Below are 19,995 nucleotides of genomic sequence, written 5' to 3' on the forward strand. Positions count from 1 at the left end.
GTGAGTTTTGGTTACCAGGAGTGATGTGTGGGGTGTGGGGTCACACGGCCCGCTGAGAGGCCCCGGAACCCTCTCCGGGGAGGGGGTTCCGCGATTCTTCCGGCGGTGGTTGTGTGTGACGCACACGCCCCACACAGGCAGGTCAGGGACCCAACGCGCCCGTGTGACGCACACGGGCTGTGTGGGTCGGGGTGTGTGGGTCTGTGTGGGGCGGCTGTGTGGGTCAGGTACCGGGCCGGGTCACTGTGTGTTGCGGTAGCACTGGATGGCTTCGGCCAGAGTTTCGGCGAGGTAGCCGCTCTTGGACTCGTCTCCGATGCGGACCGTGCCGACTCCCGGGCGTTCGACACCGACGTCGCGTAGCAGGCGGTTCAGCTCGGTGCCGAAGGCGCGCGGGTCCAGGCCGTGGGCGGCGGCGAGGTTGCTGCTCCACATCCGTCCTCCGGCAGCGACGACGTGCTGGTGCGCCTCGGCCAAGAGACGGGGGACGGGGTTGGGCCGGTCGTCGGGGGTCCCGGCCTGCTGGATGACGCGGCCGAAGTCGGCCCGGATGACCGTGGCATCGTCCCCGCCACCGCTGGTGGAGGTCGGGGCCGGGGCATGGGCGGGGGTGGTGCGGGCGGCGCTGAGGATGGTCGACAGCAGATCGCTCCCGACCGCCGGTCCGGGTCGGGCCGCTTCCTGCGTGGTCGCGGCGACGGTGCGGGGCGCGGGGGAGTTGTCGTCGTCGGGGTCGGTGGCGGTGGTGATGGGGATGCCGGTGAGGGGGTTGATCGGCGGGTAGAGGGTGTCGTCGCTGGTGTAGGGGGCGGTGGTGGGGGCGAGTTGGGCGGGCTTGTAGAGGCGGGGCAGGATGCGGCCCCACCGGCTGGCGTAGTACTCGCCCGGCTCGGTGTCGAGGAAGACGTCTTCGAGCTTCGGCCGGCGCTCGGCGTACGTGACGGACAGGGCCCGGATCTGCTTCGGGGTGATCCGGTACGCCTTGAACGCGGTCGGATCGGACACGACGTCGTCGGCGTTCGGTGAGGAGTAGAACCCGCAGCCCTTGTACGGGGCCGACTTGGGGTTGATGCGGGCCCCGCCGGTCGGGAACAGGTGGGACAGCTCCTCGGGGTCGGAGACGCGCATCCCGACCCGGACCCGGGACTGCTTCTTCATGGCGGCGGTGATGACGTCCTGGGTCGCCCTGAGTCCGCAGATCAGCACGCGTACGCGGACGGCGCGGCCGGTGTTGACGATGGTGTCCAGCTTGCGGAGCAGGGCGGGCGGGAGTTCCGCGATCTCGTCGACGACGACGAGGACTTCAGGCAGGTCGTGGGTGACGGTGAGCTTGTCGTCCTCGGCGAGCTTGTCCTGATGCCCGGTCTTGCGGGCGCCGATCCCAGCGATGACGGTGTCACACAGGATGTGGGCTTCTTCGACGGTGTCGGCGGTCCAGTCGATCAGCGGCACCCCCGCGGTCCCGTCAACGGCCCAGGAATGGAGCCACGGCAGGCTGATACCGGCGCCGGTGACGTCGATGTGCATCACCACGGTGTTGTTGGTGCGCAGAGCCCCGGCGTTGGCCACGTTGACGGTGTTGGTCTTCCCGGACCCGGTCTGCCCGACGACCAGAGCGCACTCGTCTGCGACGGCGATGCGGGCTTCGTCCGCGTCGGGCTGGAGACCGAGCGGGATGCCGTCGTAGATGTTCGTGATGGTGGTGTCCGGCGGGGTGTCGGGGAGGTCGATCTGCTGGGCGAGAACGTCGACTGCGGTGACCCGGATCAGGGTCTGCCCGTAGGTCTCGCCGTCGAGGATCTGGATGCCGCCGCCCTTGGGGAGGCGCAGGTCGACGGCAAGCTTGCGCACGGCGTCGGCGGGGAGTTCGGGGGTGTCGGAGGGCATGGTGACCAGGACGGTGTAGCCGACGTCGCCCTTCCAGGGGCGGACGCCGTCGACCTGGTGGCTTTCCAGGCGGAAGAGGCGGTGCAGGCGGTCGTGCCATTCACCGGCCTGCTTGTTGGCCCACTTCTGCAGCTTGCGTTCGTGGCGTTCGGTGCGGGCGGTTTCCTCAGCTTGGACCAGGCCGCGGGCCAGGGTCATGCCGGCCACGGTTCCGGCGGCCCACCAGCCGGTCATGCCCCAGGTGAGGGGGGTGTGGTCGGCCAGCGCGGACGCGGTCCAGCCTCCGGCGGTGAGCCAGGCCGCGCAGCGGGCGACGATGTGGCCGGCGGGTCGGTGCTGGACCAGGTCGGCCACGCTCTGGGCGGCGGCCCCGGCCCCGGCGACCATGAGGGCGTGGGTGGGGGGAAGGCCGGTGACGGACCCGGTCGCGGCCAGCGCGTAGGCGCCTCCGGCGACCAGGGCGGCGGATGTGGCGGGGGTGTGGTTCCAGCTCCAGTCCAGGACCGGAGCAGCGGACTTGGCAGCCATCAAGGCTCCTTCGACGAACACGGATCAGGGCAGGGGCATGGGGTACGCCTGTGGGCTGTGCACCCTGGTGCACAGCCCACAGGCGTTGAGCGGGGCGGGGGTGTCCGGTGGTCAGACGTCCCACATGGCTTCGGACTCTTCCCCGTTGCGGGGGGCTTCGTGGCGGGCGATGTCGGGGGCGTGCAGACGCCGGAAGGACGGCATCAGCTCCTGGGCGGCGGACGCGGCCTGCATGAGGATCTGGTGGACGTCCGTGATCGCGTCGACGACTGCCTTGTCGACGGGGTAGCGGTCGTTGGAGCGGACCTGGAGCAGGCTGATCGCGGCGGCGATGTTCTCGATCCCGGCCGGAATGCCCTCGTACTCGGCGGCGACCTGGTTCATGTGGCCGGGCTCGTAGCGGGCGTAGACGTGGGCGACGTCCTGGGCGACCGCGACGAACCGGGAGGGCTCACGCTGGTCGAACCCTCCGTCCGCACGGCGCTCCAGGATGTTCCACATGTGCTCACCCGGGCGGGGCTCCTCGAAGCGGCGCAGGTCGTTCTCGTGGACCTTCGCGAAGAGGGGGCCGACCTCGGCGGCCTTCTGGGCGGCCTGGTGGAGCAGGGCGTAGACCGCGGCGACCTGGTCGGCCATCTTCGCGTCGGCGGGGTACTTGTCGGCGGTGTTGACCGCGAGCTGCCGCACCGCCTCGGCCACCGAGGTGACGCCCTCGGGCAGGCCCCAGTACTCGGCGGCCACGGCGAGCATCATCGGCGGGTCGTAGGCCGCGTATGCCTCGCGCACGGCCTCGGTCTCGGTCTGGAACACGGACACGAGGTTTCCTCCGAAGTAGTCGGCACCGAACGGGCCGTCGGTGGGCGGGCGGGTGTGGCCGGGCTCGTCGAAGTCGGTCAGGACGTCCGGCCGGGTCTCGTCCACCAGCTGCTTCTTCGCCTTGGCCATCAGCCGGGTGTGGACCTTCTTGGCCAGATGGAGGGACCGGCGGGTGAAGTAGACCCCCCACTTGGTCCCGGTGCGCGGTGCCAAGCGCAGCAGCCGCAGGAGACCGCCCATCGCGGCGGCCCCGGTCCGCAGCAACAGCCCCGGGACCAGGGCCAGGGCGCCGACCGCACCGGCCGCGACCTTCGCCGCCGCACTGCGCAGCACGTACCGCACCCCGGCCTTTCCCTTCTTGACCAGGCTCCGGCGCCCGGTACGGATACGGTCCGACAGAGCACGACCAGCCGCGGAGTCACGGGCTACTCGGCCCGCACCCATGGTCTTGGCGAGGGTTCGCATCCCGGACCGGGCGGCCCGCCGCGTCCACGCACCGACCGTCGACCGCCCCGGCCCGCCACCACGGCCACCACCCGATCCACGGCCCTTGGACAGCGAGCCCGAACCGGCCCCACCAGCGCCGTCGCGGCGCTGGGAAAGCCGCCGCAGCAGACCGCCCTTCCCACCAGTCCCCGACCCTGCACCAGGACTGGACGGCGATCGGCCGGCGAACCCGCCCGCGCCCGCCCCGCTACCGCCCGTGCGCTTGTTCAACCTGTTCAGCACGGGGCTTGTCCCGGTGGGCGAGGTGGAAGACGGGCGGGAGCCGCGGCGAGGGGAAGAGGCTCCGGAGCTGACCGCACCGAGCCCGGAGGAACGCCCTCGGCCCCCCGTACGGTGACCACGGCCGCCGGAACGGCCCCGGCCTGACAGGGCGTTGGACGTCGTGCGAGGACCGGAGGGGCGCAGTACGCGCCCTCCGGGCCTCTTCGGGCTGGTGGTGCGGGAGCGGTAGGCGGCCACCCCGGCGGCGATCAGACCGCCTCCGGCAGCAACCCCCGCAGCCGTCAGCACGCCCGCCGTGCCGGCCGCCGCGTAGGCGGCTGATGCCCCGGTGGTGGCGGCCTCGGTGCCGAACAGGGCCACCGGCCACGCCCGCAAACGCCCCGCACCCACTTGAGCAGGCACGGGATCGGTGCTGTCGGCGGGCTGCTGGTTGAGGGTGATCTCGATCGGCACCGACTGACCGTCCGGCCCGTCGACCGAGGCCAGCGCCTCGGACGTGGGCGGGGTGTCGGGCGGTGCTTTCGTACTCGTCTCGGTGGTGGACACTGGTCACGCTCCTTCGGGAGTGAACGGCGGGTGTCCGGCCGGGCCCTGGAAAGCAGGCCGGGCACCCTCAGGGGTGTCATGGCAGGTCACGCAGATGCCGAGCGAACGCGGGATGCAGTACCCGACGTCCACCAGGCAGTTGGGGCAGGTGCGACGGGCCCGCATCGCCGCGGCGAGCGCCGTGCGGCGGGCCGCGGTCATGGGCCGGACCGGGCGGGCGCAGTCGATGCGGTAGAGGTAGGCCACCAGCGGGCCCGCCGGCGGCGAGGCCGGTGAACCTCCGCGACGACGTCCTGACCACCCGGCCGCAACCCCAGAGCGCGGAGCTGACGGCGGGTAGCCAGCCCTTCGGGGGCGAGGTGCCACCGGTAGGTGGGCAGGGTGCTCATGGTGTCGGGGTGCCGAAGGGGAGGGGCTGGACCCTCCAGGTGACCTCGCAGGCCGGGGGCAGCGCGGCCCCCGGGGTGTGGGTGGTCCAGCCCGAGCGCGGCGCGCCTTCGGCCTCGGCGGCGATCTCAGCGGCTTCCACCGTGGGGTGGACGCTATGCAGGCGGCCGTAGTGGAAGAGGGCGTAGACGCGTTCGGCCCGCTGGTTCTGCTTGCGGGTGGCACGCAGCAGTGTCCGAAGGGCCTGTCGGTCCTCGGTGTCCAGCAGCGACTGTGCCCGCAGGGCCTCCAGCTCTCCTTCGAGCCGGGCTGCATCCCGCGTTGCGCGGGTGAGAGCGACCCGCAGTTCCTCCACAGTGATCCCGGCCCGGATCGCCGCGTCGGTGGCGAGGTCCCGTTCCAGCTCGTGCTGCTCGCCCTTGGCGCGGGCGGCCCGGGCGTCGGCTTCGCGCTTGGTGAGGTCGGTACGCAGATCGTCGAGAATTCGGGTGCGGATCAGGGTGATCATGCGGTGGCTCCCTCAAGGTCCAGGGCGGGGGTGGTGTCGCGGTGTTCCTGGTAGCGGGCGGTCACCCACCCGACCGACCAGCCACACAGCTCGGCCGCCTGCCGGATCGGCAGACCGGCGTCGAACGCGGCCCGGACCGTGGCCCGCGCCAACGGCTCCTCCTGCCGCTCCTCGGCGGGCCCGGCGGACAGCAGAGCCTGGCGTTCACGCTTGGCCCGCTGCTGTTCACGCTCGTGCTCACGGCGTTCACGGGCCTCCCGCTCCCGTGCCTCCAGCTCCCGCCGCTGAGCCGCCTCCCGCTCGGTGCGTTCACGCTCCCGCTCACGCTGTTCACGCTCGGCCTCACGGCGCTCACGGTCTTCCCGCTCGGCCCGCTCCTTCGCCTCGGCCCGCTCGCGCTCCTCACGCAGTGCGGCCTCTTCCCGGGCGGTCTGCTCCCGGGCCAGCATCGCTTCGTGTTCACGCTGTTCACGCGCCAACTGGGCCGCGTGCTCGCGCTCCTCACGGCGCCGACGCTCAGCGGCTTCCCGGCGCTCTTCGGCGGCCCGCTCCCGCTCCGCACGCTTCGCGAGCTGCTGGGCTTCGCGGGCGGTACGGGCGGCGGTGATGGCCCGCCGGTAGGCGAGACCGGTCTCGGCCGTGACGATCAACAGCAGCGGTGCGACCGAGTGGACCGCGACGCCGACCAGGTCTTTCTTCAGCGCGCTGTCAGCGATGTTCAGGGCCAGGGTCATGGCGCCGGTCATCCACCGCAGCGCGATGGGCCACCGGCCACCGTCCCCGCCCATGGCGGCCAGAACGGAGTCCAGACGGACCACGATGACCACGGCGGCGTCCACGACGAGGGGCAGGATCGGGGCCGTCCACTCCCAGCCCTTGGGGCTGTGGCGCTCCATCAGCGGGGTGACCGTGAGGATGGAGAACAGCATCGCCCCGCCCACGATCAGCCATGTGCCGACCGACAGGGCGCGTTCCGCTGAACGGATCTGAGCACTGTTCACGACCGGCCCCCGTCCCGTGAACGCACCTTGATCGAGGCCAGCAGCCGGACCGGCGAGGTGCCGTCGTCCGGCTGCTCCGGGTACTCCGTCCACTCCCACTCGGCCCCGGCCGTGAACACGAAACCGAGCCCGGTGAGCGCCCGTGAACGCTCCGCCGGGGTCGGCACCACCTTGGTGTCGAAGTCGTGCTCCGGCCACTGCGAGACCGGAACACCCATGAGGGCGATGTACAGGGTCCACCTGCCGGTACGGATGGACAGTTGCGCGGTGTGATCACTCATGCGGCCACCGCCGTGCGCTCGTGCACGGGGCGCCGCACAGCAGCGCGGCGGGTACGCCGGCAGGAGGTGCGGGACTGCTTCAGCGGGAGGGCCCGCAGCAGGCTCTCCGCGTAGGCCGCGGTCTCCGGGTCGCTCTCCCGGAGCTCCGCGAGGACCTCGCGGGCCACGTCCAGGCGGGCCGCCCGGTCCATCACGGACTCGGTGGGCGAACTGGTGAACAGCTCCAGGTCGATCCCCAGAGCCAGCTCAACGAACTCGGTCGCGGTAACGGGCTCGCGACCAGCAACGATGGACTTCATGAGTCGTTCTCTCCCTGTGAAGGTGTGGCGGCTCGACAACGGCCCCGGGGTGCATCCCGGGGCCGTGCTGTGCTTCAGGTGGTAGTGCGCCTCATCAAGCGGGCAGGCCATCCGACGCAACGGCCGATGCCCTGCCCGCATGACGAGTGACGGGAAGCCCGTCACTGTCGTGCCGCAGTTCCATGCGCGCCTTACGCTCCTTCGCTTGGTCGGCGCGCGGTTACTGCGGTCCCTCAGTCGCTACTCGCTGAGTGGATCTCCCTCCCTCACGGGTGTCATGGACCGGGTGCAGCCCAACCACCGGGGTCCCCCCGATCCGATCCCCCGGGGACTCTCCCGAGGGCCAGACCGACGACTTAGCCGATGACACCGATCACTCCGTGAAGACGCCGGACTTTTACGCCTCCCCTGCCGCTCGGACCGCGTGTAAGCAAGTCCGGCGGGGGCCCCGCTGTTCGTGCAGGTCGAAGCAGCCCAAAGAAGGCCCCTTCTGCGTGGTTCACCGCCCTCCCCGGAAGTTCCGGATCGGGCGGTGGCCACAACCAAGAGACTGGACCGGTGGACCGGTCCAGTCAAGCGATGGGGTCACGCTTCGTCGTGTCGATGCGACAGAAAGTGCAGGTGAGGCGGCGCTTCTGGGTGATAAAAAAAAGCTGAACCGGTGGACCGGTCCAGCAGTTCCGTTTGCCGCTTTCTGCCTACATTGCGTAGGTGTCGACCTGTTCGAACAGTGAGGACGGTGTGACGCCTTCCTCGCAGACCAACGGCTTCCCCTGCTCGTCGTACGCGGTGTGCAGCAGCACGGCTACCGGCGTCCCCTCCGGTACCCCCAGGCGGTCCGCTTCCGTCTCCGACGCGCCGCGCACAGTGGTTACGTCCACGCCTTCTGCCGGGCCCCGCCCGGTCTGACGTCGGACGTATCGCGTCGTCCCTTCCGCGATCGGGGCGGTGTCTGCCAGGCGCGGTGAGACCTCCGCGACCTCCGGAGGGAACCACGCCTCAACGCAGCTATTCGGCGTTCCGTCCGGGAGCTGGAGCACGCGAACGCGCCGAAGCGCCTTCGCCCCGGGTGAGAGTCCAAGGGTGGCGGCGACCCGGGCGGGGGGTTCCGCCCAGTCGGGCTCACCGATGCGCAGGAACGGCATCCCGCCCAAGATGCGCGCCGACCCGGCACGGCGAGCGCCGGCGGGACGTGCCACGGGCGTTTCCGTGACGACGAACCCGGTCCCCTGCTTGGCCACGACCACGCCATCGTTTCGCAGTACGTCGACTGCCTTGATTGCGGTTGCGCGTGACACATCCCACTGCTCGGCCAGCTCTCGGCCGGACGGAATTGTGTCCCCGGGCGCGATCTCACCAGCGGCGATGCGGGCGCGCAGGAACTCTGCGATCTCTTCGTACTTCAGAACTGCCATGGCTTCCCCTATTTCCTGCGCTGGACTGGTCCACCGGTACACACGATACTGCGACCATGTCGAATCTCGAATTGGCTCCCTCCGTGATGCGGTTCTATGGCGAGACGGTCAACGAGGACAACCGCCTGCGCAGCTCGGCAGACGGTCGGATGGAACTGGTCAGAACTCAGGAACTCCTCCGACGCTTTCTGCCCCCCGCGCCGGCGCGCGTGCTCGACGTGGGCGGGGGGACTGGGATTCACGCTGAATGGCTGGTGAAGGACGGCTACGACGTCGCCCTGGTAGACCCGGTGCCCCGTCACGTTGAAGCCGCGATGGCGGTGTGCCCGGCGGTGGTCGGTGACGCGCGCGACCTGCCCGAGCCGGACGACACATTCGACGTTGTCCAGCTCCTCGGGCCGCTGTACCACCTGCCCGACCCGGCCGACCGGCAACGGGCACTCGCGGAAGCCTCCCGTGTGGCCAAGCCCGGCGGATTGGTGGCCGCCGCCGCGATCAATCGCTATGCGTCGCTCTTCGAGCACGTCACGTACGCCCACCTGCACACCGAGCGGATTCACAACTCCGTCTCCAAGATCCTGGAGACGGCCGTCTATGACGGATCGCGGGGGTTTACCCTCTCGTACTTCCACCGAGCCGAAGAGCTGGTGGCAGAGCTGGTCGCCTCCGGGCTGGAGGATGTGCAGGTCTTCGGCATCGAGGGTCCCGCGTGGTCGCTGGTGAAGGCGGCAGAACAGCAGCCGGGCGAGGGCCCCACGGATGAGCTGATCGCCTCAGCCATGGACGCGGCCCGTATGGCAGAGCCGTACCCGGAGCTCCTCGCCGCTAGCTCGCACCTCTTGGCCGTCGGTACGGTTCCCGCCGGCAGCGGCGACTGACGGCCCTGACCTGCGGACGAGGTCATGGGGCCGGGCCGTCTGTGGGCCGTCGGGGGGCAGCCAACGACAACCCACAACCACCATCAACGACCGGCACCGGCCCGCCCGGGTCGCCGCTGAGCTGGGCGACGACCCAGGGCACCTCGGCGTGTCTGCCACACTGGATGAACCATGCCTAAGCCCGGAGAACTCACTTTCGTCGCCCCCCGCGGAGCCAAGAAGCCGCCGCGGCACCTTGCTGACCTCACGCCGGCCGAGCGCCGCGAGGCCGTTGCCGCGATCGGGGAGAAGCCCTTCCGCGCCAAGCAGCTCTCGCAGCACTACTTCGCGCGGTACGCGCATGACCCGGCCGAGTGGACCGACATCCCCGCCGCGTCCCGCGAGAAGCTCCGGGCCGAGCTTCTTCCTGAGCTGATGACGGTGTTGCGGCACATCAGCTGCGATGACGACACCACCCGCAAGACGCTGTGGAAGCTGCACGACGGCACGTTGGTCGAGTCCGTGCTGATGCGGTACCCGGACCGGGTCACGATGTGCATCTCCTCGCAGGCCGGCTGCGGCATGAACTGCCCGTTCTGCGCCACCGGGCAGGCCGGTCTGGACCGCAACCTGTCCACCGCCGAGATCGTGCACCAGATCGTGGACGGCATGCGCGCGCTTCGGGACGGCGAGGTGCCCGGAGGGCCGGCGCGCCTGTCGAACATCGTGTTCATGGGCATGGGGGAACCACTGGCCAACTACAACCGGGTCGTGGGCGCGATCCGGCGGCTGACCGACCCCGAGCCCGATGGCCTCGGGTTGTCACAGCGGGGGATCACCGTGTCCACCGTCGGCCTGGTGCCGGCGATGACACGTTTCGCCGACGAGGGGTTCAAGTGCCGTCTGGCCGTCTCGCTGCACGCACCCGACGACGAACTCCGCGACACCCTGGTGCCGGTCAACACCCGTTGGAAGGTGCGCGAGGTCCTCGACGCGGCGTGGGAGTACGCCGAGAAGTCAGGGCGTCGAGTGTCCATCGAGTACGCCCTGATCCGCGACATCAATGACCAGGCCTGGCGGGGTGACCTGCTGGGACGCCTGCTCAAGGGTCGGCGGGTGCACGTCAACCTCATCCCGCTGAATCCGACTCCTGGCTCGAAGTGGACGGCCTCTCGGCCCGAGGACGAGAAGGCGTTCGTCGAGGCGATCGCCTCACACGGCGTGCCGGTGACCGTCCGTGACACCCGTGGTCAGGAGATCGACGGGGCCTGCGGTCAGCTCGCCGCTGCCGAGCGCTGAGGTCGAGTCGGGCCAGGCCCGCGGGATCGAAAGCCCGGTCCGTCTGCCGGATGGGATCCGGCCGGAGGCTCAAATCGGCCCCGGGGTAGTCTGGGGCCGAACCAACTGCATATTCCGACAGGGGAGCGCCACAGCGCTGAGAGTGCGGGCACCGTCAAGCCGCAGACCCTCTGAACCTCGCCCGGGTCATTCCGGGTAGGAAGTTCGGTCACCACTCAAGCTGTTGCGCCCTGCCCGGCGACCGCTCCGGTCCTCAATGATCGAGCGCCGGGTGGGGCCGCGTCTTCTCCTGGTCACCCAGGAGGAAAACACCAGTGAGCACCACCAAGAAGATGGCGGGCGCCGCCCTCGCCGCGGCCCTCGGCGTCAGCACGCTCGCGGCCTGCTCCGGCTCCGAGGAAACGGCCAAGGACACGGGGTCCTCTGCCAGCTCCAAGGCCGTCTCCAAGACGGTCACGGTCGTCAGCCACGACTCCTTCACTCCGTCGGACGCCGTGTTGAAGGAGTTCGAGAAGCAGTCCGGTTTCACGGTCCGCAAGCTGAAGAGCGGGGACGCCGGGGCCGCCCTCAACCAGGAGATCCTCACCAAGGGCTCGCCGCGCGGCGATGTCTTCTTCGGCGTGGACAACACGCTGCTCTCGCGCGCCCTCGACAACGGCATCTTCACCCCTTACGAGGCCAAGGGCCTCGATCAGGTGAAGGAGGAGTTCCGTCTCGACCCCCTGCACCGGGTGACGCCCGTGGACACCGGCGACGTCTGCGTGAACTACGACAAGAAGTACTTCGCAGACAAGAAGCTCGCTCCTCCGCAGACCCTCGATGACCTGGTCAAGCCCGAGTACAAGAACTTGCTGGTCGCGGAGAACGCAGCGACATCCTCCCCGGGGCTGGGCTTCCTGCTCGCCACCGTGGGCAAGTACGGCGAGGAAGGCTGGAAGGACTACTGGAGCAAGCTCAAGGCCAACGGCGTGGAGATCGTCGACGGCTGGGAGCAGGCCTACAACCAGCGCTTCTCCGGGTCCGGGGGCGGTAAGAAGGCAAAGGGGGACCGTCCGCTGGTCGTCTCCTACGCCTCCAGCCCGCCCGTCGAGGTGCTGTACGCCGACCCGCAGCCGAAGACCGCCCCGACCGGAGTGTCCACCGGGACCTGTTTCCGCCAGGTCGAGTTCGCCGGCCTTCTGGAGGGGGCCAAGAACCCGACGGGTGGTAAGGCGCTTCTCGACTTCATGATCGGCCTGCAGTTCCAGGAGGACCTGCCGCTGAACATGTTCGTCAACCCGGTGACGGGGAACGCGAAGCTCCCGGAGGTCTTCACCCAGCACGGCGAGGTGATCGCCAAGCCGGAGACCGTAGCTCCCGAGGCCATCGCCAAGAACCGTGAGCAGTGGGTCAAGGCATGGTCCTCGATCGTCGTGAAGTAACGGCGCCGCCAGCCCCACCGGCCCCGGCGTCCGCCGGCGCACCCGAAGTGCCGGTCGGTCCCGGTGCCGGTGGCACCTGGGTGCGGCTCGGGCTGATGGCCCTGCCCGTCGCCTTCTTCGCGCTCTTCTTCGCCTGGCCGGTGACCTCCATCGTCGGCCGGGGTCTGAAGACCGAAACCGGCTGGCACCTCGGCCGGGTCGGTGAGGTGTTGGGTGACCGGGACATCGTGGACGTGCTCTGGTTCACCACCTGGCAGGCGCTTGCCTCCACGGTTCTGACGCTGCTGATCGCGTTGCCTGGCGCGCATGTGTTCGCGCGCTTCGACTTCCCCGGCAAGCAGGTGCTCCGGGCCGTGGTCACGGTGCCGTTCGTGTTGCCCACGGTCGTGGTCGGCACCGCCTTCCTCGCCCTGGTGGGGCGCGGCGGTCTGTTCGACGAGCTCTGGGGTGTGCGGCTGGACACCACGGTGTGGGCGATCCTGCTCGCCCACGTGTTCTTCAACTACGCCGTCGTGGTGCGCACCGTGGGTGGGTTGTGGTCCCAGCTCGACCCTCGCCAGGAGGAGGCCGCCCGGGTACTGGGCGCCACTCGCTTCGAAGCCTGGCGCCGGGTGACGCTGCCGGCCCTCGGCCCGGCCGTGGCTGCGGCGGCGCTGATGGTCTTCCTCTTCACCTTCACTTCCTTCGGTGTCGTCCAGATCCTCGGTGGGCCCGCCTTCGCCACGCTGGAGGTCGAGGTGTACCGGCAGACAGCGCACCTGCTGGACCTGCCCACCGCCGCAGTCCTGACCCTGGTGCAGTTCGCCGCGGTGGGTCTCATCCTCGCCGTCCATGCCTGGACGGTGCGCAGGCGGGAGAGTGCGCTCACGCTCGTCGCCCCCGAGCAGACCTCCAGGCGCCCGGTGGGACCCGCGCAGTGGGGCCTTCTCGGCGCGGTCCTGTCGAGCATCGCCCTGCTGATCGTGTTGCCGCTGGGAGTGCTGGTGGAACGCTCCCTCGACGCACCCGGCGGCTACGGTCTCGGCTTCTACCGGGCGCTGTCCGACCCGGACGCCGGTGGGGGCACCTTCCTGGTGGCGCCGCTGCGGGCGGTGGGCAACTCCCTGCTGTACGCGCTGGCGGCCACCGGCATCGCCCTGCTGATCGGGGGGTTGGCCGCGGCGGCGTTGACACGCAGGCCAGGACGCCTGGTGCGTGGTTTCGACGCCCTGTTGATGCTGCCGCTCGGGGTGTCCGCCGTGACGGTGGGCTTCGGTTTCCTGATCACCTTGGACGAGCCTCCCCTCGACCTTCGAACGTCATGGATCCTCGTCCCACTTGCGCAGGCACTGGTCGGAGTTCCTTTCGTGGTGCGGACCATGCTGCCGGTGCTGCGTGCGGTGGACGGGCGGCTGCGCGAGGCGGCTGCCGTGCTGGGCGCCTCCCCGTTGCGGGCCTGGCGGGAGGTGGACCTGCCACTGGTGTGGCGGGCTCTGTTGATCGCCGCCGGTTTCGCCTTCGCGGTCTCGCTAGGCGAGTTCGGGGCGACCGTGTTCATCGCCCGACCCGATCGCCCCACCCTGCCGGTGGCCGTGGCGCGGCTCCTGGGGCGGGCCGGTGAACTCAACTACGGGCAGGCGATGGCCCTGAGCACCATCCTCATGTTGGTCTGCGCAGTGGCGCTGCTCGTACTGGAGCGGCTGCGCACCGACCGAACCTCCGGAGAGTTCTGATGGCGCTACTCGAACTGGACGAGGTCACGGTGCGTTTCGGGGCACGGGCGGTCGTCGACGCCGTGGACCTCGCCGTCGCCGAACACGAGGTCGTCTGCGTCCTCGGTCCCAGCGGCAGCGGGAAGTCCACCTTGCTGCGGGTGGTCGCCGGCCTTCAGCCGGTGTGTGCCGGGCGGGTCCGCCTGGGCGGTGTGGACCAGGCGGCCGTGCCGGTCCACCGGCGCGGTGTAGGGCTGATGTTCCAGGACCACCAGTTGTTCCCACAGCGGGATGTGGGCGCCAACGTCGCGTTCGGCCTGCGGATGCGCGGGGCCGAGCGGGGGGAACGGACCCGGCGGGTGGCCGAACTCCTGGAACTGGTGGGCCTGCCTGGTGCTCAGCGGAGAGCTGTCGCATCGCTGTCCGGCGGCGAACAGCAGCGGGTGGCGCTGGCCAGGGCACTCGCTCCCTCGCCCCGGCTGTTGATGTTGGACGAGCCCCTGGGCCAACTTGACCGGGGGCTTCGGGAGCGGCTGGTGGTCGAGTTGCGCTCGCTCTTCGCGCGGCTGGGCACCACGGTCTTGGCCGTCACCCACGACCAGGGCGAGGCCTTCGCGCTGGCTGACCGGGTGGTCGTCATGCAGCAGGGCCGCATCGCTCAGGTCGGTACGCCGACCGAGGTGTGGCGGCGGCCCGCTTCGGCCTTCGTGGCGCGGTTCCTCGGCTTCGACAACGTGGTCCCGGCGACGGTCACCGGATCGGCGGCCCAGACCGCCTGGGGAAGGATCGGGGTGCCGGCGGGCGCCGCAGAGGGGGAGTGCCAACTCTTGGTCCGCCCCAACGGTATCCGCCTGGTGGCGCCTGCCGATGGCCTCAGGTGCACCGTCGAATCGAGGACCTTCCGCGGTCAGCATGTCGCCCTGCGGCTGCGTCCGGGGACGCACGCGCCGGTAGTGGAGGCCGAGGCGCCGTTGACGCAGGCGCCGGCGTCCGGTGCGGAGGTCGGCATCGTCTTCGACCCGGCCGAGGTCGTCCTGCTGCCCTCCCGCTGAGCGGTTCCGCCGGCGGTGGTGCGGGACAGGGCGGTTCCTCAGCCTGCCCGGCGTCCCGTCAGGGTGGCCAGGGTCCCGGGGACTTCGTCCACGGAGTCCACCAGGGCGATCCTGGATTCCAGGGCGCGTCCGCGCGCGATGGACTTCAGTAGCGGCCAGGCCGGCAGTCGGGTGGTCCAGTGCTCACGGCCGACGAGCACCATGGGCGTGGGTTCACCGCGGGACTCGTAGTAGTTGGGGGTGGTGTTGTCGAACATCTCCTGCACCGTGCCGGCTGCGCCGGGGAGGAAGACCACACCGGCGTTGCACCGTGAGAGCAGTCCGTCCTCGCGGGTGGCGTTCGAAAAGTACTTCGCGACGTGCCGGGCGAACGCGTTCGGCGGCTCGTGTCCGTAGAACCAGGTGGGGACGCCCACCGAGTCGCCGCCGGCGGGCCAGCGTTCGCGTACCTCGAAGGCGGCGCGCGCCCAGTCGGTCACCGAGGGGGTGAAGGAAGGGTGTTTGGCGAGCAACTCCAGGGACTCCAACAGCGCTTCCTCGCCGTGGGGTGCCAGATAGGCGCCGAGGTTGGCGGCTTCCATCGCGCCGGGTCCGCCACCGGTGGCGACCATCAGTCCTGCTCGGGCCAGGGCCCGCCCGAGTCGGGCTGCGCCCTCGTAAGCGGTGCTGCCGCGGGGCGCCGCATGGCCGCCCATGACTCCGACCACCTGAGATTCGAGCAGGAGTTCGTCCAGGGCGTCGGACACCGCGTCGTCGTGGATCGAGCGGAGCAGCGAGGCGAGGACGTCGCGGTCGGTCCTGGTCTCCTGGAACCACCGGTGGGTGAGATGGTCCAGGGTGGCTTCGTAGCCGTCGCCGAGGCCCGCGAAGAGTTCGGTAGCCGTGTAGAGCAGTCCCCGGTAGGGGTTGAACGGCAGGTCCGGCACCGGAGGGAAGACCAGGGCGCCGTCCCCGCGCACCTTCGCGGCGGCGTCCGGCTCCATCGGGCAGCCCAGGAAGACCGCGTGGGAGGCGTCGGTGGCGAGCAACGCGAAGGTGCGCTCTCGTAGGTTCACCGACTGGATGCGGAGCCCGCTCAGTGTTCCGGCGGCAATGACCTGGTCGAACTCGGCCAGCGTCTCGATTTCGTGGTCGGCGTGGCGGTGGGCTGCGTGGAACATCGGGCCACGATAGCGGCGCCCCGGCGCTTAGCCCCCGGTCAGCGGCAGGGCTGTGAGGAGGGACACCGCCCAGGTGAGCGGGATGAACACGGTCAGCAGCGCTGCCGCACGGACCGTGACCGCGCTGCGCAGGAGCGCGCGGGGAGTGCCGAGGTCCAGCAGGGCGGTGGACGTAGGGGCCCGTTGCTGTCGTGATTCGGCCGCGGCGATCAGCAGGGCCGCCGCGCAGCAGGCCACCACCAGGGCTACCGCAGGTCCGGTCATCGTGCCCAGTGGTTCGGGGGTGGCGGAGGGCCCGTACACGGTCAGGGGCGTGAGGAGCCCGGCGAGTACGGCGCTGAGCACTCCGAGGGGGCGGCCGATGCGGAGCGCCTCCTCCTGGAGGGCCCGGCCCGCGAGGAGCCGCAGGGGACCGGGCTGGGCGGACTGTAGGAGCTGTCCGCAGACGTGGGTGAGGCCGGGCCCCGCCAGGGCGAGGCCCACTGCGGTCAGGGTCCAACCAGCGAGGATCCCCGTGGGGCCGTCGCCCGCGTACGCGCCCGCCGCCAGACCGGTGCCGAGGAGCGCCACGCCCCAGGGCAGGGTCTCGCGGTGTCGCCAGGGCGGGCCCTCGCGCGGGCGCAGTGCCAGGGCGGCAGCCGCCGCTGAGGCCACGGGTTGCAGGGTGAGCAGGGTGAGAAGGCCGGGGACGGGCAGGGGGTCCGCGGCGCGGAGTTCGCCGGCGGCGGCGCCGGCGAAGGGCAGTCCGAGGATGCCGTTCCGCAGGTGGAGGAAGAGCACGAGTGCGATGACGGCGCCCACCGCGCAGGTCATGGCGGTGGACAGGGCGGTGATCAGGGTGAGTCGTACGGGGCCCAGACCCACCGCCGAGAGTCCACTGCGGGGCTTGTTCGCGGGGTCGGTACGGGCCACGGCCACGGCGAGGTGAACGGAGGCGGCCAGCGGGACGAGGCACCACAGCAGCCGGAGCGGAGATCCGACCGTGCCGACGGAGGCCTGTACCAGGGTGTGCAGCAGCAGGAGGGCCACGCTCGTCGAGGCGGTGGCCACCAGGAGTCGGCGCATCTGCACCGGGGGGCGGGAGCCGCGGGTCAGACGGAGAGCGAGCACGCGGCCTGACCTTCCAGTTCGCCGGGCTGTCCGCTCGGGGGCCCGGCTCGATGTCCGTCCACCACCTGCACGGTGCGGTCGGCTTGGGAGGTCGCTTCTTCCTCGTGGCTGCTGAGGATCACCGTGATGGAGTGTGAACGGGCAGCTGTGGTGAGGGTGCGCAGCAGTTGGGCGCCGTCGGCCCGGTGTAGGGGGGCGGTCGGTTCGTCGGCGAAGATCACCGCGGGTAGCGGGGCCAGGGCGCGGGCCAGCGACACGCGTTGGCGGTCCGCCTGGGTCAGGGACTGGGGCCGCCGGCGGGCGAGGGCGCCGATGTCGAGGCGGTCCAGCCATGCGCCGGCGATGCGCCGTGCCTTGCGGTGGGTGGTGCCGGACAGGAGCAAGGGCAGCGCCGCGTTTTCCCAGACGTTCAGTTCCGGGACCAGGTGTGGTTCGGAGCCGATCCAGCCGAAGCGGTCTCGGCGCAGCCGTTCCCTGGAGAGGGCGTTCATGGAGTGCACGGGAAGGCTGTTGAACCACACCTCGCCCTGGTCGGGGAGGAGTTGGCCGGACAGGCAGCGCAGCAGGGTGGTCTTGCCGCTGCCGCGGGGGCCGACAACGGCGAGGATCTCGCCCGCGCGGGCATTGATCGACATGCCGGTGAGCGCGGGTGTGGTGCGGTGCGAGTAGTGCAGGGAGCGTGCCCACAGCACGTCGTTGTCCGGCGGGGACACCATGGCGTACACCTCGGTTCACATTGACTTCGGATCGGCTTGGCTACCTGGCTCCCCCTTCTGGGGGAACGAGGTGGAAGTCCGATCGGTCACTGGTGGGCACCGTAAGGAGCGAGCCGGTTGGTGGGTGGACGGCACACGGCCCGGACCCGCTCGTTCTCACTCGAACGGGCGAATCCGGGCCGGTGGGATGACGGCGGTGAGGGGTGCCGTCATGGTGCTCCGGGGGCCGCGGCGTCCCGAAGCGTCGGCGCCACCCCTTCGATCCGCAACATCGAAGGGGTGGCGCCGGGCTCGTCTGGCCGAAGTGGGCTTCGGGCCGTCAGAGCTTGGTCCAGGCCTCCGTCAGGACCGAGCGGAGGATCGCCTCGATCTCGTCGAAGGTGGACTGGTCCGCGATCAGCGGCGGCGCCAGCTGGATGACCGGGTCGCCACGGTCGTCGGCGCGGCAGTACAGGCCGGCCTCGAAGAGGGCCTTGGACAGGAAGCCGTAGAGCACCCGCTCGGTCTCCTCGTCCGTGAAGGACTCCTTGGTGACCTTGTCCTTGACCAGCTCGATGCCGTAGAAGAAGCCGTTGCCGCGGACGTCGCCGACGATCGGCAGGTCGTGCAGCTTCTGCAGGGTTGAGAAGAAGGCGCCCTCGTTGTCCAGGACGTGCTGGTTGAGGCCTTCCTTGTCGAAGATGTCGAGGTTGGCGAGCGCCACCGCGGAGGAGACCGGGTGTCCACCGAAGGTGTAGCCGTGCAGGAAGGTGTTCTCGCCCTTGTAGAACGGCTCCGCGAGTCGGTCCGAGATGATGCAGGCGCCGATCGGGGAGTAGCCCGAGGTCATGCCCTTGGCGCAGGTGATCATGTCCGGTACGTAGCCGAACTTGTCGCAGGCGAACATGGTGCCGAGTCGACCGAAGGCGCAGATAACCTCGTCGGAGACGAGCAACACGTCGTACTGGTCGCAGATCTCGCGGACCCGCTGGAAGTAGCCGGGCGGCGGCGGGAAGCAGCCACCGGCGTTCTGGACCGGCTCCAGGAAGACCGCGGCGACGGTGTCGGGGCCCTCGAAGAGGATCTGCTGCTCGATCTGGTCGGCGGCCCAGCGGCCGAAGGCCTCCGGGTCGTCACCGAACAGCGGAGCCCGGTAGATGTTGGTGTTGGGGACCTTGTGGGCGCCCGGTACCAGCGGCTCGAAGGGGGCCTTGAGGGCCGGCAGGCCGGTGATGGAGAGGGCGCCCTGCGGGGTGCCGTGGTAGGCGACCGCGCGGGAGATGACCTTGTACTTGGTCGGCTGGCCCTTGAGCTTGAAGTACTGCTTGGCCAGCTTCCAGGCGGTCTCGACGGCCTCGCCGCCGCCGGTGGTGAAGAAGACCTTGTTGAGGTCCCCGGGCGCGTACTGGGCGAGTCGCTCGGCCAGTTCCACGGCCTTGGGGTGGGCGTACGACCAGACGGGGAAGAACGCGAGTTCCTGGGCCTGCCTGTAGGCGACCTCGGCCAGCTCCTTGCGGCCGTGTCCGGCGTTGACCACGAACAGGCCGGCGAGACCGTCCAGGTAGCGCTTGCCCTTGTCGTCGTAGATGTAGGTGCCCTCACCGCGGACGATGGTGGGCACGGGGGAGTTCTCGTACGAGGACATGCGGGTGAAGTGCATCCACAGGTGGTCGTACGCGGTCTTGGACAGGTCCTGGGTCACGGTTATCGGGTTCCCCACATGTAGGTCTGCTTCTTCAGCTTCAGGTAGACGAAGCTTTCGGTGGAGCGCACGCCGGGGAGCGTGCGGATCCGCTTGTTGATCGTTTCCAGCAAGTGGTCGTCGTCCTCGCAGACGATCTCCACCATGAGGTCGAAGGAGCCCGCGGTCATCACCACGTACTCGCACTCGGCCATCGCGGTCAGCGCGTCCGCCACGACGTCGAGGTCGCCCTCGACGTTGATGCCGACCATCGCCTGGCGCCGTAGACCCACGGTGAGCGGGTCGGTGACGGCGACGATCTGCATGACGCCCTGGTCGAGCAGTTTCTGCACGCGCTGACGCACGGCTGCTTCCGACAGGCCGACGGCCTTGCCGATCGCCGCGTACGGACGACGTCCGTCCTCTTGCAGTTGCTCGATGATCGCCAGCGACACAGCATCGATCGACGGGGACGTCGCGGGTGATGTCTGCCTGTGCCTGGAATCTGCGTTTCGACTGACCACGAGCACACTCTGCACGAGGACTCGATAGTTCCGCAAGACAGAATCGATGAATTTCGTTGTTGTGGGGTTCGAATCTCACTGATTTCGTAGTTGAGCCTGGGTGGCTCT

Annotated in this window: 17 protein-coding genes, 1 pseudogene and 1 riboswitch; of the genes and pseudogenes, 5 read left to right on the forward strand and 13 right to left on the reverse strand. The window is 70.0% G+C overall.

Translation table 11 applies throughout. The features are described 5' to 3' along the window. Nucleotides 1-240: 240 nt before the first annotated feature. The 8 genes and pseudogenes from ACFYMC_RS12555 to ACFYMC_RS12590 all read right to left on the reverse strand — a co-directional run bounded on the left by ACFYMC_RS12555 (nucleotide 241) and on the right by ACFYMC_RS12590 (nucleotide 8,397). Nucleotides 241-2,415, reverse strand: a complete 2,175-nt coding sequence (locus ACFYMC_RS12555; RefSeq protein ID WP_388522906.1) for a hypothetical protein — start codon at nucleotides 2,413-2,415, stop codon at nucleotides 241-243. A 111-nt stretch (nucleotides 2,416-2,526) separates the two neighbouring features. Next, entirely contained in the window at nucleotides 2,527-4,506 is a 1,980-nt protein-coding gene (locus ACFYMC_RS12560; RefSeq protein WP_388522909.1) for a hypothetical protein, read from the reverse strand. Nucleotides 4,507-4,509: 3 nt separating this feature from the next. Further along, nucleotides 4,510-4,895, reverse strand: a pseudogene (locus ACFYMC_RS12565) (RRQRL motif-containing zinc-binding protein). Then, nucleotides 4,892-5,401 carry a hypothetical protein gene (locus tag ACFYMC_RS12570; protein ID WP_388522912.1) on the reverse strand — a complete coding sequence of 170 codons (510 nt, stop codon included), beginning with the start codon at nucleotides 5,399-5,401 and terminating at the stop codon, nucleotides 4,892-4,894. The pseudogene ACFYMC_RS12565 and the gene ACFYMC_RS12570 overlap by 4 nt, the downstream one beginning before the upstream one ends. Beyond that, on the reverse strand, nucleotides 5,398-6,402 hold the full coding sequence (locus ACFYMC_RS12575; RefSeq protein ID WP_388522915.1) for a DUF2637 domain-containing protein: 1,005 nt from the start codon (nucleotides 6,400-6,402) through the stop codon (nucleotides 5,398-5,400). Before ACFYMC_RS12575 ends, ACFYMC_RS12570 begins: the two co-directional genes overlap by 4 nt. Next, entirely contained in the window at nucleotides 6,399-6,683 is a 285-nt protein-coding gene (locus ACFYMC_RS12580) for a DUF6303 family protein (RefSeq protein WP_388522919.1), read from the reverse strand. Before ACFYMC_RS12580 ends, ACFYMC_RS12575 begins: the two co-directional genes overlap by 4 nt. After that, nucleotides 6,680-6,982 carry a hypothetical protein gene (locus tag ACFYMC_RS12585; RefSeq protein WP_388522922.1) on the reverse strand — a complete coding sequence of 101 codons (303 nt, stop codon included), beginning with the start codon at nucleotides 6,980-6,982 and terminating at the stop codon, nucleotides 6,680-6,682. The genes ACFYMC_RS12580 and ACFYMC_RS12585 overlap by 4 nt, the downstream gene beginning before the upstream one ends. A 698-nt stretch (nucleotides 6,983-7,680) precedes the next feature. Beyond that, nucleotides 7,681-8,397 (reverse strand): GntR family transcriptional regulator, encoded by a 717-nt coding sequence (locus ACFYMC_RS12590; RefSeq protein WP_388522925.1) that lies wholly within the window; start codon nucleotides 8,395-8,397, stop codon nucleotides 7,681-7,683. Between the two features lie 56 nt (nucleotides 8,398-8,453). On the opposite strand from ACFYMC_RS12590, the gene ACFYMC_RS12595 reads away from it, so the two are divergent. The 5 genes from ACFYMC_RS12595 to ACFYMC_RS12615 all read left to right on the forward strand — a co-directional run bounded on the left by ACFYMC_RS12595 (nucleotide 8,454) and on the right by ACFYMC_RS12615 (nucleotide 14,717). Then, entirely contained in the window at nucleotides 8,454-9,275 is an 822-nt protein-coding gene (locus tag ACFYMC_RS12595; protein WP_388522928.1) for a class I SAM-dependent methyltransferase, read from the forward strand. A 171-nt stretch (nucleotides 9,276-9,446) separates the two neighbouring features. Then, nucleotides 9,447-10,553 (forward strand): 23S rRNA (adenine(2503)-C(2))-methyltransferase RlmN, encoded by a 1,107-nt coding sequence (gene rlmN, locus ACFYMC_RS12600; protein ID WP_388522931.1) that lies wholly within the window; start codon nucleotides 9,447-9,449, stop codon nucleotides 10,551-10,553. Nucleotides 10,554-10,662: 109 nt separating this feature from the next. Further along, a riboswitch (TPP riboswitch) is annotated at nucleotides 10,663-10,773 on the forward strand. Nucleotides 10,774-10,867: 94 nt separating this feature from the next. Then, complete coding sequence (locus tag ACFYMC_RS12605) at nucleotides 10,868-11,974, forward strand: thiamine ABC transporter substrate binding subunit (protein WP_388522933.1); 1,107 nt, start codon at nucleotides 10,868-10,870, stop codon at nucleotides 11,972-11,974. 80 nt (nucleotides 11,975-12,054) lie between these two features. After that, entirely contained in the window at nucleotides 12,055-13,686 is a 1,632-nt protein-coding gene (locus ACFYMC_RS12610; protein ID WP_388523089.1) for an ABC transporter permease, read from the forward strand. Then, on the forward strand, nucleotides 13,686-14,717 hold the full coding sequence (locus ACFYMC_RS12615) for an ABC transporter ATP-binding protein (RefSeq protein ID WP_388522936.1): 1,032 nt from the start codon (nucleotides 13,686-13,688) through the stop codon (nucleotides 14,715-14,717). The genes ACFYMC_RS12610 and ACFYMC_RS12615 overlap by 1 nt, the downstream gene beginning before the upstream one ends. A gap of 38 nt (nucleotides 14,718-14,755) precedes the next feature. Here the strand turns inward: ACFYMC_RS12615 and ACFYMC_RS12620 are convergent, their stop codons facing one another. The 5 genes from ACFYMC_RS12620 to ACFYMC_RS12640 form a co-directional block, all read right to left on the reverse strand. Beyond that, on the reverse strand, nucleotides 14,756-15,877 hold the full coding sequence (locus ACFYMC_RS12620) for an LOG family protein (RefSeq protein ID WP_388522938.1): 1,122 nt from the start codon (nucleotides 15,875-15,877) through the stop codon (nucleotides 14,756-14,758). A gap of 27 nt (nucleotides 15,878-15,904) precedes the next feature. Then, nucleotides 15,905-16,987, reverse strand: a complete 1,083-nt coding sequence (locus ACFYMC_RS12625; RefSeq protein ID WP_388522941.1) for a hypothetical protein — start codon at nucleotides 16,985-16,987, stop codon at nucleotides 15,905-15,907. After that, a complete protein-coding gene (locus tag ACFYMC_RS12630) occupies nucleotides 16,969-17,703 on the reverse strand; it encodes an ABC transporter ATP-binding protein (protein ID WP_388522943.1) in 735 nt (244 codons plus the stop codon). Before ACFYMC_RS12630 ends, ACFYMC_RS12625 begins: the two co-directional genes overlap by 19 nt. 319 nt (nucleotides 17,704-18,022) lie before the next feature. After that, nucleotides 18,023-19,402 carry an aspartate aminotransferase family protein gene (locus ACFYMC_RS12635; protein WP_388522946.1) on the reverse strand — a complete coding sequence of 460 codons (1,380 nt, stop codon included), beginning with the start codon at nucleotides 19,400-19,402 and terminating at the stop codon, nucleotides 18,023-18,025. Continuing rightward, nucleotides 19,387-19,887, reverse strand: coding sequence for an Lrp/AsnC family transcriptional regulator (locus ACFYMC_RS12640; protein ID WP_388522949.1), 501 nt, complete (start codon nucleotides 19,885-19,887; stop codon nucleotides 19,387-19,389). Before ACFYMC_RS12640 ends, ACFYMC_RS12635 begins: the two co-directional genes overlap by 16 nt. Nucleotides 19,888-19,995 lie beyond the last annotated feature (108 nt).

The sequence above is a fragment of the Streptomyces sp. NPDC006879 genome (genome assembly GCF_042869595.1).
In the GTDB taxonomy this organism is placed as follows: Bacteria; Actinomycetota; Actinomycetes; order Streptomycetales; family Streptomycetaceae; genus Streptomyces.

What these genes read in the sequence shown, in the direction of transcription:
- ACFYMC_RS12555 (WP_388522906.1), bottom strand. Translation starts at nt 2,415, where the DNA reads ATGGCTGCCAAGTCCGCTGCTCCGGTCCTGGACTGGAGCTGGAACCAC.
- ACFYMC_RS12570 (WP_388522912.1), bottom strand. Translation starts at nt 5,401, where the DNA reads ATGATCACCCTGATCCGCACCCGAATTCTCGACGATCTGCGTACCGAC.
- ACFYMC_RS12580 (WP_388522919.1), bottom strand. Translation starts at nt 6,683, where the DNA reads ATGAGTGATCACACCGCGCAACTGTCCATCCGTACCGGCAGGTGGACC.
- ACFYMC_RS12585 (WP_388522922.1), bottom strand. Translation starts at nt 6,982, where the DNA reads ATGAAGTCCATCGTTGCTGGTCGCGAGCCCGTTACCGCGACCGAGTTC.
- ACFYMC_RS12590 (WP_388522925.1), bottom strand. Translation starts at nt 8,397, where the DNA reads ATGGCAGTTCTGAAGTACGAAGAGATCGCAGAGTTCCTGCGCGCCCGC.
- ACFYMC_RS12595 (WP_388522928.1), top strand. Translation starts at nt 8,454, where the DNA reads ATGTCGAATCTCGAATTGGCTCCCTCCGTGATGCGGTTCTATGGCGAG.
- rlmN (WP_388522931.1), top strand. Translation starts at nt 9,447, where the DNA reads ATGCCTAAGCCCGGAGAACTCACTTTCGTCGCCCCCCGCGGAGCCAAG.
- ACFYMC_RS12615 (WP_388522936.1), top strand. Translation starts at nt 13,686, where the DNA reads ATGGCGCTACTCGAACTGGACGAGGTCACGGTGCGTTTCGGGGCACGG.
- ACFYMC_RS12620 (WP_388522938.1), bottom strand. Translation starts at nt 15,877, where the DNA reads ATGTTCCACGCAGCCCACCGCCACGCCGACCACGAAATCGAGACGCTG.
- ACFYMC_RS12630 (WP_388522943.1), bottom strand. Translation starts at nt 17,703, where the DNA reads ATGGTGTCCCCGCCGGACAACGACGTGCTGTGGGCACGCTCCCTGCAC.